Source organism: Rubellimicrobium mesophilum DSM 19309 (assembly GCF_000600335.2).
GTDB classification, from domain to species: Bacteria; Pseudomonadota; Alphaproteobacteria; order Rhodobacterales; family Rhodobacteraceae; genus Rubellimicrobium; species Rubellimicrobium mesophilum.
The window spans coordinates 1-12,255 of the sequence record NZ_KK088627.1 but is presented as its reverse complement, the minus strand read 5'-3'; the positions used below and the strand labels follow the sequence as shown (position 1 = coordinate 12,255).

The 12,255-nt window shown below is 69.2% G+C and carries 11 protein-coding genes; 4 read left to right on the top strand and 7 right to left on the bottom strand.

What is annotated here, in order from left to right:
• Nucleotides 1–245, top strand: a 245-nt coding sequence (locus tag RUMESO_RS22155; protein ID WP_037277710.1) for an integrase core domain-containing protein, incomplete at its 5' end; no start/stop codon positions are given.
• Nucleotides 246–253: 8 nt separating this feature from the next.
• Here the strand turns inward: RUMESO_RS22155 and RUMESO_RS22150 are convergent.
• From RUMESO_RS22150 to RUMESO_RS22140, 3 genes are all read right to left on the bottom strand, one after another.
• Nucleotides 254–1,780: a carboxylesterase/lipase family protein gene (locus tag RUMESO_RS22150; protein ID WP_082484544.1), complete on the bottom strand. Its 1,527-nt coding sequence runs from the start codon at nt 1,778–1,780 to the stop codon at nt 254–256.
• Nucleotides 1,781–2,352: 572 nt separating this feature from the next.
• Nucleotides 2,353–4,566, bottom strand: coding sequence for a catalase/peroxidase HPI (gene katG, locus RUMESO_RS22145; protein ID WP_037283877.1), 2,214 nt, complete (start codon nt 4,564–4,566; stop codon nt 2,353–2,355).
• Nucleotides 4,567–4,928: 362 nt separating this feature from the next.
• A complete protein-coding gene (locus tag RUMESO_RS22140; protein ID WP_037283875.1) occupies nt 4,929–6,347 on the bottom strand; it encodes a winged helix-turn-helix domain-containing tetratricopeptide repeat protein in 1,419 nt (472 codons plus the stop codon).
• Nucleotides 6,348–6,445: 98 nt separating this feature from the next.
• On the opposite strand from RUMESO_RS22140, the gene RUMESO_RS22135 reads away from it, so the two are divergent.
• Both RUMESO_RS22135 and RUMESO_RS22130 read left to right on the top strand, forming a co-directional pair.
• Nucleotides 6,446–7,504: an alpha/beta fold hydrolase gene (locus tag RUMESO_RS22135; RefSeq protein WP_037283873.1), complete on the top strand. Its 1,059-nt coding sequence runs from the start codon at nt 6,446–6,448 to the stop codon at nt 7,502–7,504.
• A 140-nt stretch (nt 7,505–7,644) separates the two neighbouring features.
• On the top strand, nt 7,645–8,706 hold the full coding sequence (locus RUMESO_RS22130) for a class I SAM-dependent methyltransferase (protein WP_037283872.1): 1,062 nt from the start codon (nt 7,645–7,647) through the stop codon (nt 8,704–8,706).
• Between the two features lie 70 nt (nt 8,707–8,776).
• Here the strand turns inward: RUMESO_RS22130 and RUMESO_RS22125 are convergent, their stop codons facing one another.
• Nucleotides 8,777–9,352 carry a hypothetical protein gene (locus tag RUMESO_RS22125; RefSeq protein ID WP_037283871.1) on the bottom strand — a complete coding sequence of 192 codons (576 nt, stop codon included), beginning with the start codon at nt 9,350–9,352 and terminating at the stop codon, nt 8,777–8,779.
• A 229-nt stretch (nt 9,353–9,581) separates the two neighbouring features.
• Complete coding sequence (locus RUMESO_RS22120; protein WP_037283870.1) at nt 9,582–10,490, bottom strand: LysR family transcriptional regulator; 909 nt, start codon at nt 10,488–10,490, stop codon at nt 9,582–9,584.
• A 153-nt stretch (nt 10,491–10,643) separates the two neighbouring features.
• Here RUMESO_RS22120 and RUMESO_RS22115 point away from each other — a divergent pair, with 153 nt between their 5' ends.
• Nucleotides 10,644–11,012 (top strand): hypothetical protein, encoded by a 369-nt coding sequence (locus RUMESO_RS22115; RefSeq protein ID WP_037283865.1) that lies wholly within the window; start codon nt 10,644–10,646, stop codon nt 11,010–11,012.
• 46 nt (nt 11,013–11,058) lie between these two features.
• Here RUMESO_RS22115 and RUMESO_RS22110 read toward each other — a convergent pair whose 3' ends face one another.
• Nucleotides 11,059–11,658 carry a LysR substrate-binding domain-containing protein gene (locus tag RUMESO_RS22110; protein ID WP_211262971.1) on the bottom strand — a complete coding sequence of 200 codons (600 nt, stop codon included), beginning with the start codon at nt 11,656–11,658 and terminating at the stop codon, nt 11,059–11,061.
• A gap of 50 nt (nt 11,659–11,708) precedes the next feature.
• Entirely contained in the window at nt 11,709–11,972 is a 264-nt protein-coding gene (locus RUMESO_RS26645; RefSeq protein WP_211262970.1) for a LysR family transcriptional regulator, read from the bottom strand.
• Between the last annotated feature and the right edge of the window lie 283 nt (nt 11,973–12,255).

Here is a 12,255-nt window from a genome sequence, read left to right as displayed (position 1 = left end):
CCCGCCAGCTCGGGCTGAAGCCCTGCTTCACGCCCGTGAAGAGCCCCCAAAGCAATGGCATCTCCGAGGCCTTCGTCCGCACCCTGAAGCGCGACTACGTCCAGGTCACGCCCTTGCCGGACGCTGCCGCTGTCCTCGGATTGCTCCCAAGCTGGTTCGAGGACTACAACGCCCACCACCCGCACTCCGGGCTGAAAATGCGCTCGCCTCGCGAGTTCATCGCCGCCCAAACCGCAACCGCCTGAGTGTTCGGTCAAACGGGGGCCAGATCATAGGCCGGCCACTCGGGCTGGCCCTGCCCGTTCGGGTTCCCGGCCTTCACGAACGCCCCCCAGTAGGCCCGCATCTCCTGCGCGAGCTGCCGCTCATCGTCGCCGAAGACGTTCGCGTTGAAGGCGGCGTTGCCCCGGTTCGGGATCAGGTAGGGCAGCTCGGTGGCGTGCCCTGCCCCCCAGACATAGCCCGGGATCTCGAACCAGCCGCTCCCGTCCGTGTGCGCCCATTCGTAGGCGAAGGTCGGGACCTGCGGCGCCAGGACCTCGGTGATGCGGTTGGTCTTACAGGGGCTGAGGCTGCCTTCGGCGGGCAGGAGGTTCTGAATCATCACGTCGGCCACGAGGTAGGTGCCCGTGTAGCGCGTCGCGTCCTCCGGCCAAGGATAAACTGTGAGGACTGCGTCGGCGTTCTCCTTAAAGTTCTCCCGGACATAGGACTCGTAGCCCACCTGGTCCCAGACGGGCACGGAGGTCGTGGCCCAGTCGGTGAGCAGGCTGCGCATCTCATCCCGCGTGGCCCCGATCAGGACGGGCACCTTGCGGAACTCTCCCGACTGCAGCGCCTGGTAGGGCTCCCGGGGCAGGAACTCGGTGTTGGAGACGATCTGCCAAGCCACCTCGGGGGAGTCGATCAGGCTGGCCACCGAAGCCTCGCGCAGGCAGGCCGCCGCGTCCTCGCCCGTGCAGCCCAGGGCCTCTGCGATGGAGGTGCCGATCCGTTCGGCCTCGGGCAGCGGCGTGGCGTTGCAGAGCGTGCTCATCATAATGGCCCGCGTGAACAGGCCCTCGGAGGAGGGCGCCGTCATGTGGACGCAAACCGAGCCGCCGCCCGCCGACTCGCCCGCGATGGTGACCTGTCCGGGGTCGCCCCCGAAGGCCGCGATGTTCTGCTGCACCCATTTGAGCGCGGCCTGCTGGTCCATGAAGCCGTAGTTGCCCGACTGCCCATCCTCGGCGGTGAGGGCCGGATGGGCGAGGTTGCCCAGGTTGCCCAGGCGATAGTTCATCGTCACGCCGATGATGCCGTTCTCGCGGACCATGGCGTCGAGGTTCTCGTTGTTGCCGCTGCCCGTGCGCCAGCCTCCACCATGGATGAAGACGAGGACCGGGAGCTTGGCGTCGGCCGCTGTGCCCTCGGGGCGCTGCACGTTCAGGAAGAGGCAGTCCTCGTCCTCGATGCGGGGCGAGTCGAGGCCGAATGCCTGCGGGCAGGCCGCTCCGTACTCCGCCGCTGGCCGGATCCCGTCCCAGGCCTCGGGCGGCGCCGGCGGGCGCCAGCGCAGGTCGCCCACGGGAGGCGCTGCGTAAGGGATGCCGAAGAAGTTCTCGACACCGTCAGTGACCATGCCCTGGACCTGACCCGAGGCCGTCGAGTTGACCGGCGTCGATGAGACCCCTTGGGTCGTCTCGGGGCTGGTCGCGGCCGCACTCGCCTGCGCATGCGCGGTGGTGGCGGCAACCGAGATCATCAGGGTGGCCAATGCACCCAAGTGAATGATGCTCATGTTTTCCTCCCAAAGGGACTTGGCCCTCGACTAAAAATGACCTCGACGCTCCTCGCGGGCCTGTTCCTGGTGTTCGCTGCATCCCTGCGCAGGAGACGCACGTCTGGCCGGGAGAGGACTGTAGCCCACTGCATGCTCTCCTCCACCATCGCCCTCCAACGGACAGCAAACGGCGCAGGCTCCTCCGGTTCGCATCGTGGGTCGCCGGGAGCTTGAACTCGCGTGGTCCGGCTTTGGGCACCGGCGTGATTGAGAACCACTCAGCGCGACAAGGGCGCCCTCGCGGACTGGCTGGGCTGGCCTTAGACTTTGACGGAAACCGACGAGCCCTGGGCGAGGCGCAGTTCCGGCTCGTCGAGGAGCGGACGCTCCCGGCCCTGGGCTTAATGGCCCTCATGCACCAGGTGAGAGCCGGGTCAGGCGGAATGCCTTTGGACCAAAACATCCGTGTCGGGGCCGAGTCCGGCCGCAGATACGGCCCGGCGCCGAGCTTTCCTCAGGTTGAGGATCAGGTGGCCAACTGGGACCACAAGCAGGAATAGGGCGCCTCGCGAGAGGCGCCCCTTCCACGATCATTGCAACCGCTGCTGCGCAAGCTCGAAGCGGTCGGCGTTCATTACCTTGGTCCAGGCCGCGACGAAGTCCCTGGCGAACTTCTCCAGGGAGTCGCTGCAGGCATAGACCTCCGCGAAGGCGCGGAGCTGCGAGTGCGAGCCGAAGATCAGGTCGACGCGCGTGCCGGTCCATCTCGGCTCGCCCGTTATCCGGTCGCGACCTTCGTAGACCCCGTTCGACCCTTCGACCGGCTGCCAGGCGGTCCTCATGTCGAGGAGGTTGAGGAAGAAGTCGTTCGTCAGCGTCCCCGGGCGGTGAGTGAAGACGCCGTGCGGCGAGCCGCCCGCGTTGGCGCCCAGGACCCGCAGCCCGCCGACGAGGACGGTCATCTCCGGCCCGGTGAGCCGCAGCAGGGCCGCCCTGTCCACCAGGGCCTCCTCGGCGGCCATGAAGTGCCGCTTCGTGCTGTGCTCGAAGTTGCGGAAGCCGTCGGACCTCGGCTCCAGCGGCGCGAAGGAGACGACGTCGGTCTGCTCCTGCGAGGCATCCATGCGTCCGGGCGTGAAGGGCACCGTCACGTCCAGTCCGGCGTCCCGGGCCGCCTTCTCAACCGCCGCGCCGCCGGCGAGGACGATCAGGTCGGCGAGCGAGACCTTCTTGCCGCCGCTGGCGGAGGCGTTGAAGTCCTGCTGGATCGCCTCAAGGGTCCGCAGCACCGTGGCGAGCTGGGCCGGATCGTTCGCCTCCCAGTCCTTCTGGGGCGCGAGGCGGATGCGCGCGCCGTTCGCGCCGCCGCGCTTGTCGGAGCCCCGGTAGGTCGAGGCGGAGGCCCAGGCCGCCGAGACGAGCTGCGGGACCGAGAGGCCGGACGCCAGCACCTTGGCCTTGAAGGCCGCGACGTCCCCCTCGTTCACCACCGGATGGTCGAGCGGCGGGATCGGGTCCTGCCAGATCAGCACCTCCTGCGGGACGAGCGGCCCGAGGTAGCGCACGCGCGGACCCATGTCGCGGTGGGTGAGCTTGAACCAGGCGCGAGCGAAGGCGTCGGCGAACTGGTCCGGGTTCTGGTGGAACCGCCGCGAGATCTTCTCGTACTCCGGGTCGAAGCGCATCGAAAGGTCGGTCGTGAGCATCGTGGGCACGCGCTTCCTCGACGGGTCGAAGGGGTCCGGGACCGAGGCCTCGGCGCCCTTGGCCTGCCACTGCCACGCGCCCGCCGGGCTCTTGGTTAGCTCCCATTCGAAGTTGAACAGGTTGTCGAAGTAGTAGTTGCTCCAGCGGGTCGGCGTCTGCGACCAGATCACCTCCGGGCCGCCGGTGATGGTGTCGGGGCCAAAGCCCCGGCCGTGCGTGCTCTTCCAGCCGAGACCCTGGTCCTCCAGCGCGCCGGCCTCGGGCTCCGGGCCCATGAAGGAGGGGTCGCCCGCGCCGTGGGTCTTGCCGAAGGTGTGGCCGCCCGCGATGAGCGCCACCGTCTCCTCGTCGTTCATGGCCATGCGGAAGAACGTCTCGCGGATGTCCCGGGCCGCCGCGACCGGGTCGGGCTTGCCGTTCGGCCCCTCCGGGTTGACGTAGATGAGTCCCATCTGCACCGCGCCGAGAGGCTCGGAGAGCTGGCGCTCGCCCGAGTAGCGTTCGTCGCCGAGCCAGGTGCCCTCGGGACCCCAGTAGAGCTCCTCGGGCTCCCAGACGTCCGCGCGGCCACCGGCGAAGCCGAAGGTCCGGAAGCCCATCGACTCCAGGGCGACGTTGCCCGCCAGGATCATCAGGTCGGCCCAGGAGAGCTTCTGGCCGTACTTCTGCTTGATCGGCCAGAGCAGGCGCCGCGCCTTGTCGAGGTTCGCGTTGTCCGGCCAGGAGTTGAGCGGCGCGAAGCGCTGCTGGCCCTGGCCTGCGCCGCCGCGGCCATCGGTGATGCGGTAGGTGCCCGCGCTGTGCCAGGCCATGCGGATCATCAGCCCGCCGTAGTGGCCCCAGTCCGCCGGCCACCACTCCTGCGAGTCGGTCATCAGGGCGTTCAGGTCCGCGATCACCGCGTTCAGGTCGAGCGACTTGAACTCCTCGGCGTAGTCGAACCCCTTGCCCATCGGGTCGGACAAAGGCGAGTTCCGATGCAGCATCTCGAGGTCGAGGGCTTCGGGCCACCAGTTCCGGTTCCTGTGGCCGCGGCCCCCTCCGGACACCGGGCACTGGCCCGCGTTCTCGCTGGTCTTGTCGGTCTTTGCGTCCATGGTGTCCTCGTGGGGCCAGGCGGGCTTGTGAGGCTTCAGACTGTATCTGGCGCTACGCTGCTGCGCAAACGTTGGCCCGCAAGGTTGGCGGCCTGCTCTGGCCGCTTAGCGATGGGAGGCGCCGCGGCCAAGCATGTCGGCGTCTGTACCTGTAACAGCAGAACGACATAGCTGGAGTGGGGCAGGGGTCTTGTTGCTCTCCGGTTGCGGGCCTGATGCAAAGGCGGAGAAGCAGTTTGGGGCATCTGAGCGGCTGCGCCGACTGAGGTCGGAATGGGGCTCGCGAAGCAGTACTTCGGACACCAAGACCGGCCCACTCGGGCGGACCTTGTGCCACTAAAACCCGCTCAGTAGCCTCAACGTCATGCTGAGTGGCGGAGGTGGGTGTGCTCCGCGTGGCGCCGGGCCTGCGCCACATCACCCGCCATGGCGTAGCTCGCCGCCAGCCAGATCTCGTGGTGAGCGCTTCGCTGCGTGATCCGGCTCAGGAGCCGGGCCGCCTCCTCGTGGCGGTCGAGGTGAAGCAGGCCCATGGCATGAACGAGGTCGTAGTACTCGGGCCAGAGGGGGTTGATGTCCTTGGCGCGATCGAGCCAGTCCAGGCACTCCTGAGGACGACCTCGGCTCAACAGGACCGAGGCCAGGTGATGCAGCGCATCCGCATCGCAGGGGTTCAGCGCCACCGCCCGGCGCGCCGCTTCCTCGGCCGGCTCGAACTCGGCTAGACAGGTGTGGAATAGCGACAGGAGGCCCTGGCAGCGGGAGTCCTCGGGCGAGAGCTGGACGCCGCGAAGACCCTCGTTGCGGGCATGCTCCTTCACCTCCAGGGGAGCCTGGAAGAAGTCGTAGGCTGTGATCTCGACCAGGCCGAGGTAGCTGTGGGCGACCCCGAGCGTTGGGTCTGCCTCGATGGCGGCCGTGAAGTGGGCGTGTGCCTCCTCGCAAGGGCCGGACCTGACGCTTCGCATCAGGGCCCGCCCGCGGGACAGATGATCGAAGGCGGAGAGCTCCGCCGGGCTGCGACGCAAGCTCTCGCGCCGACTGGCCTCCTCCACAGTCAGGGAGAGGCGCTGCGCGATGCGACGCGGGACTAGGTCCTGGAGCGTGAGCCAGCCCGTGCCGTCGAGGACGAAGCTCTCGCCCCAGATTGCCACGTCCGAACGGACATCGTTCAGGCTCAGGGCGAGCACCAGCCGGTCCTGGTCGAGACGGGCCGAGCCGTCGACCAGGTAGTCGGCCCGGAGTTTGGCGCCGATCTCCGGCAGCTGCATGTTCGGGTCGGCGGCCGCGGCGAAGGCCGAGTGCCGGGCCACCACGGTCAGGTTCTGGAAGCGAGCGAGCCCCGCGGTGATCTCCTCGACCAGTCCTTCCAGCATCGGGCCAAACCGGGGGTCGCCGGTGCGGTTGGCCCAAGGCAGGAGCGCGATGCGAGGCGGAGCTTGCAATGCGGCACGAGGTGGGCCCTCCACGTGCCTCGTGGGGCAGAGCATGAAGCCGCGCCGAGCTACGGTGCGCAGAAGCCGACCCTCATCATCCTTCAGGGCTTTCCGGATGTCGTAGACGGCCTGGGTGAGGGACGCGTCGGTGACGATCACATCCGGCCAGACCGCGTCAAGGAGCTCGGCCCGGGGCACCACCCGGTCCGCCTGCCGGGCGAGCTCGCACAGGAGACGGAAGGGCTTTGAGCGGAGGCCCAGGACCTCGCCGTCGCGGGTCAGGGTTCCTCGGACCATGTCCAGGATGGCCTCTCCGAGGACAATCGACTGCGGCTCGTTCGGCATGACGCGATCCCGCCCGCTCTGATCCGACGCTGTGGTCGGCTGGCCGGACCTGTCAAGCAGGCTCGCATGGCTGTCGTCCTGGGAGTATCTTGGCCGTCATGAGTCTGCGTCAGACCATCCGGTTCTGCACCTCGGCGGACGGCACCCGGATCGCCACGGCCTCCTGCGGCTCGGGGCCGGTGATCCTCCGGGCGGCCCACTGGCTCAGCCACGTGGACTACGATCTCGAAAGCCCGATCTGGCGCCCCTGGCTCGAAGCCTTCTCCGAGCGGTCTCGCTTCGTCCGCTACGACCCCCGCGGCTGCGGCCTGTCGGACCGCTTCGTCGCGGACCTCTCGGTGGCGGCCTGGGATCAGGACCTCGAGGCGGTGATGGCGACCATCGAGGAGCCGCAGGTGGTCCTACTGGGTCTCTCCCAAGGCGGGGCCCTGGCCATCAACTACGCCTTGCGCCACCCGGAGCGGGTCTCGCATCTGGTGCTCCTCAACGCCTATGCACAGGGTGCCTGGACGCGCGCCAAAACCGAGGCCGAGCGGCTGGAGGCCGAGACGCTGGTCAACTTCGTCCGCATCGGCTGGGGGCGGGAGAACCCGGCCTTCTGCCAGTTCTTCACCAACCTCTTCATTCCCGACGGCACGCCCGAGCAGCATCGGTGGTGGGGCGACCTCGAGCGGATCACGGCCAGCGCGGAGGTGGCGGCGGAGCTTCTGTGGCAGGCGCACCGGATCGACGTGCTCGACTGCGCCGCGACGCTGCGGGTGCCCACGCTGATCCTGCACTGCCGCGACGATATGCGCGTCCCCTTCGACGAGGGCCGCAAGCTGGCGGCTGCGATCCCCGGCGCGCGCTTCGTGCCGCTGGACAGCAGCAACCACGTGCTCTTGCCCGTCGAGCCCGCCTGGGCCGTCTTCCATGCGGCGCTCGCGCAGTTCATCGGGGCGGCCGCGCCTGCTGGGCCCCGCGCCCTGCGTGAGGCGGGCCTCACGCCCGCCGAGAAGGCGGTGCTGCGTCTCGTCGCGGAGGGGCTCGACAACCAGGCCATCGCCGATCGGCTCGGCAAGCGCGAGAAGACGGTCCGGAATCAGGTGTCCGTCATCCTCGACAAGCTCGGCGTCCACAGCCGTGCGCAGGCGATCGTGAGGACGCTGGCCGAGTAGCCCTGGACGGGACGTCCGTCCCATGGAGCGCAACCGCCTCGAAGCCAGGATGGGACAGGGGCCTCATGCGCCGCCCGTATCCATCGGCGATCCTGCTGTCCATGGGCGGCGCTCGCCGCTCGGTGGCAAGGAGAAGCGCCATGACACAGATGGACCAGATCCTGGATCAAGGCCGGCTCGAAGCCCTCGTGGGACGCGTGCTGGGTGACCTCGGCGGTGCGATGAGCGTGCCCCTCGTAAGGATGGGCGACGCCCTGGGCCTCTACGCCGCCCTGAAGGAGATCGGACCGGCAACCGTGGAGGACCTCGCCCAGGCGACGGGCTGCCACGCTCGCTACGTGCGCGAGTGGCTCTCGGCGCAGGCCGCTTCGGGCTACATCACCAGCGAGGGTGATCGCTTCCGGCTGACGCCGGAGCAGGCCTTCGTCTTCGCCGAGCCGGACAGCCCGGTCGCCCTGATCGGCGCCTTCGACACGGCCGCCGCCATGGTCGAGAACCAGGCCAAGGTGCAGGCCGCCTTCAAGACCGGACAGGGCGTCGCCTGGGGGGATCAGGCCGGGTGCCTCTTCTGCGCGGTGGCCCGGCTGTTCCGGCCGGGCTACGTCAACGCTCTAGTGCAGGAATGGCTGCCCGCGCTCGATGGGGTTGTCGACCGGCTGGAGGCGGGAGCGAAAGTGGCCGACGTGGGCTGCGGGCACGGTCTCTCGACGATCCTGATGGCGCAGGCCTTCCCCAGTTCGGAGTTCATCGGCATCGACTTTCATCTGGGCTCGATCGCCGCGGCCACAGCCCATGCCCAGGCGCACGAGGTCAAGAATGTCCGCTTCGAGGTCGGACGGGCGCAGGACTTCCCCCACCGGAACCTCGATCTCGTCACCTGCTTCGATTGCCTGCACGACATGGGCGACCCGGAAGCGGCGGCCGCACACATTCGCCAGGCGCTGAAGCCGGACGGCACCTGGATGGTGGTCGAGCCCGCCGCGGGCGACAGACTCGAAGAGAACCTCAATCCGGTCGGTCGGCTCTACTACTCGGCCTCGACGATGATCTGCGTGCCGACCTCGCTTGCGCAGGAAACCGGGCTCGCGCTGGGCGCGCAGGCGGGCCGGGAGCGGCTCAAAGAGGTGATCCGGTCGGGCGGCTTCACGCGCGTCCGTGAGGCGGCCCGCACGCCGCTCAACATGGTTCTCGAGGCCACCTGATCCGCGGGCTGGGGAGCCTTCTCGACCTCCATGCCGAGGCGCCGGTCACAGAGGACGCGGCCGGCGCAGGTCAGCCCGCCACCCCGCTCACGTCCAGGGCCAGAGTGCCGAGGCCTCCGATCGCGATCAGGGCCGCCACGAGCCGACCACGTCCGGCCTGGCTTGGCAGTGTCTGGACGGCGCGCCAGTAAAGCCAAGCCCCCAGCGCCACGAGGGCGGCCTCGACCACCGCGCTCGCCACAGGAGAGCGCCAGAGGCCCAGCCCGAGCCGGGGCAGGTCGCCCCAGTTGGCGGGCAGCCACGGCATGTCGGCGCGGTGGACCACGAGGTCGAGCAGCCAGTGCGAGAAGCTCACCGCACCCAGGATCCAGCCCGCCCGCTTGCCCCAGCGCCGTGCCGCAAGCCAGCCGAAGAGCGCCGAGAGCAGGAGCGCCCCCAGGAGGGAGTGGGTGTAGTCGGCGTGGATGATGGCGTGACCGTAGCCGGCCGCCTCGCCCTCCGGCACCGTGATAGTCTCCGCCCCAAGAAGGAACAGGGGCACAAACAGGATATCGAGCCAGACCGTCGCCAGCATCAGCGCCCAGAGCGGCACCTGCGGTTCGCGGCCCTTCACCGCCGCGGCTAGGCCGAAGTGCCCGGCGATCATTGCCGCCTCTCCTGTCCGGCACGTCGACCCCAGGGAAGCCGGGCATCAAGGACGCCCAGCACCACGATGAAGTAGAGCGATCCGACAATGAAGGCCATGGCACCTCCGGGACGGGCAGTAGGTCGCGCACCTCCATCAGCGATGAGGCGCTCAGGAACGCAACAGTTCTGTTGGGTGCTCGACGAAGTGCGCCGGACCACGTCCCCCAGAGCCACACCATGGCTCCCGGTCAGGAGTTCCGGCTTGTTCCCGGCAGGGCGGACGGCTGCTGCGCGAGGTGCTCCATGAGCACGCGCACGCGCCGTGGCATCGAGCGCCCCGAGGGGTAGACGAATGAGGCGAGCTTCGGGGCGGGGTCGTGGGCCTCAAGCAGGCGCGCCAGGCTGCCCGCCTTCAGACCTCGAGCCACCGCGAACAGCGGCAGATGGGCCACCCCCGCCCCGGCTTCGGCCATCGCGGCGAGGTGATGCATGTCGTCGGACGCCACCCCGACGCGTGGCTCGAGCGTGCGCTCGGCCCCTTCCTCCCGAAAGCGCCAAGGCTCGACCCGCCCGTCCGGGCGCAACCAGCCGAGGCACCGATGTGCGTTCAGGTCGAGAGGTGTCTCTGGGGCGGGATGGCCCGTGAGGTAGCCGGGCGCGGCCACCGTCACGAACTGCCCGTAGCCCAGGGGCCGAGCGGCCAGGCTGGAGTCCGGCAGCGGCCCCACCACGACGGCCAGGTCGAGGCCCCGCTCCACCACGTCCGAGAGCCGCATCGTGGTGACGATCTCGACTTGGAGCCTAGGATGGGCCTCGAGGAGAGAGGCCAGCCGTGGCGCCACGAGGTAGGTCCCGAAGAGCGAAGGAAGTCCAAGACGGACGGTGCCCGCCACCTCGCCTGTTCCGGCCGTGACCTCCTCGGCGGCCTCCGCCAGAAGCCGGAAAGCGCGGGCGCAGCGCTCGTGGAAGGCCGTGCCCTCCTCCGTGAGGTGAAGCGCCCGGGTGGTGCGCGTGAGGAGCCGCACGCCCAGCGCCGCCTCCAGCCGAGAGACGGCCTTGCTCACGGCCGAGGGGCTCATGTCGTGAAGGGCCGCGGCCGCGGTGAAGCTGCCAGTGTCCGCCACCGACACGAAGACGCGGGCGTCGGCCTCGGCCATGGGCAATTCATGCACCCGGTTCACAGATGTTGTTCCCCTGGACCGCTTACTCGCGGGCTCATTTGGCGCGACACACCGCCCCGTCACAAGCGCCACCGCAAACGCAAAGCGCCGAGGCAGACGACCATTCACACATCCGCGTTGGAGATCGACATGGCAAAGGGGGCGTTGTTCGTGAGCTGGGGCGAACTCATTCCGGGGCGGGAGGAGACGGGCTCCAACGTCCTGCAAGACGCGATGGCGTATCTGGGCCGCATGCAGGCCGAGGGCCGGATCGAGGGCGCCGAGGCGGTGATCCTGGAGCCGGTGGGCGGCACCGCGCTGGGCTTCGTGCTAGTCCGGGGCGAGCGCGACACCCTGGCGGCTCTGCGGGTCTCGCCGGAATTCCTGCGCATCGTGGTCGGCATCCAGCTCGTCCACCGCAACGTGGCCGTGGTCTGGGGCCACACCGGCGCCGAGATGGGCCAGCTCCTGGGGATCTGGGCCGAGCGCGAGGCGGAGTTGCTGGGGGAGCACGTCTAATTGCCGATGATTGATCTTCCGGTTAGCTCCTTCGGATGAGCTGGCCTCAGCCTAGAGGGGTCCTAGTGTCCTTGCTCGCGCAGACCTCCTTCACGCACCTCCTGAGCCAGCGATGCGCCGGGTCGGCCTCCATGCGGGGGTGCCAGAGCAAGGACAGGCTCCATTCCGGGACAGGGATGGGGAGTGCGAAGGTAAGAAGGCCCTCGCGCAGCGTGGGCGTGAGACCTTCCGGCACTTCGGCGATCAGGTCCGAGCCACGGGCGAGCGCCAGGGCCGCCGAGAAGCTGCCCACCGCCGTCGCGATCTCACGCCTGAGCCCCAGCGCCTCGAGCGTAGCGTCGATGCGCCCGCCGTCGAAGCCGCGCCGCGTGATGGCGATGTGCCGCCCTGCAGCGTAGCGCTCGGGCGTGACCTCGCCCTCAGCCAGCGGGTGCCCCGGACGCACCACGCCCACGAAGCGGTCGTGGAACAAGGCCTGCGCCCGCACCTCCGGCCCGATGGCCTCGTCGACCACCCCGGTCTCAAGGTCGACCGTCGCTTCGCGCAGCGGGGTGCTGTCCTTGTCGGCCTTGAGCACGAACTGGAGCCGCACCCCCGGCGCCTCGGCCCCGATCCGCGCGAGGAGATCGGCCCCGAAGGTTTCCACGAAGCCGTCGGTGGTCCTGAGCGTGAAGCGCCGCTCGAGGCGGGACAGGTTCAGCAGTTCGACGGGGCGAAGCGCCCTTCCGCCTCCTCGACGAGAATACCGACACGATCCCGCAGCTCGACCGCGCGCGGCGTGGGCACCAGCCCCCGTCCGGCCCGGACGAGGAGTGGATCGCCCGTGGCTTCCCTCAGGCGCGCGAGGGCCCGGCTCATGGCCGAGGGGCTGAGCCGCAGACGCCGCGCGGCTCCGGCCACGCTCCCTTCCGAGAGCAGCGCATCGAGGGTCACGAGGAGGTTGAGGTCGGGCCGGGCCATGCCGGGATCCTACCACAGCCGTTCGGACGGGACATGGCGTCCCATGCACTGAGTCAGTGCAGATGCCGCGCCTTCCGCCATGTCCGGCGCGGGACTACCCCGAGGGGCGACGCAACTACGGACTTGGAGCCCCGGGCTCTGTTGAGCAATTCGGCGTAAGAGCGAGCTGCCCCTGACCCCCGTCGGCTTTATGCAACGCGCTTGGTCTCGGGGGTGCCGAGGGCGGTGAAGCGGTTGAGAAGGGCGGCACGGATCTGAAGCTCGGCGGTTTGGCGGCTGGGGG

Bases quoted from the DNA above. Each gene is read 5' to 3' on its own strand.
- katG (WP_037283877.1), bottom strand. From the start codon at position 4,566: ATGGACGCAAAGACCGACAAGACCAGCGAGAACGCGGGCCAGTGCCCG.
- RUMESO_RS22130 (WP_037283872.1), top strand. From the start codon at position 7,645: ATGACACAGATGGACCAGATCCTGGATCAAGGCCGGCTCGAAGCCCTC.
- RUMESO_RS22120 (WP_037283870.1), bottom strand. From the start codon at position 10,490: ATGGCCGAGGCCGACGCCCGCGTCTTCGTGTCGGTGGCGGACACTGGC.
- RUMESO_RS22150 (WP_082484544.1), bottom strand. From the start codon at position 1,780: ATGAGCATCATTCACTTGGGTGCATTGGCCACCCTGATGATCTCGGTT.
- RUMESO_RS22125 (WP_037283871.1), bottom strand. From the start codon at position 9,352: ATGATCGCCGGGCACTTCGGCCTAGCCGCGGCGGTGAAGGGCCGCGAA.
- RUMESO_RS22140 (WP_037283875.1), bottom strand. From the start codon at position 6,347: ATGCCGAACGAGCCGCAGTCGATTGTCCTCGGAGAGGCCATCCTGGAC.
- RUMESO_RS26645 (WP_211262970.1), bottom strand. From the start codon at position 11,972: ATGGCCCGGCCCGACCTCAACCTCCTCGTGACCCTCGATGCGCTGCTC.
- RUMESO_RS22135 (WP_037283873.1), top strand. From the start codon at position 6,446: ATGAGTCTGCGTCAGACCATCCGGTTCTGCACCTCGGCGGACGGCACC.
- RUMESO_RS22115 (WP_037283865.1), top strand. From the start codon at position 10,644: ATGGCAAAGGGGGCGTTGTTCGTGAGCTGGGGCGAACTCATTCCGGGG.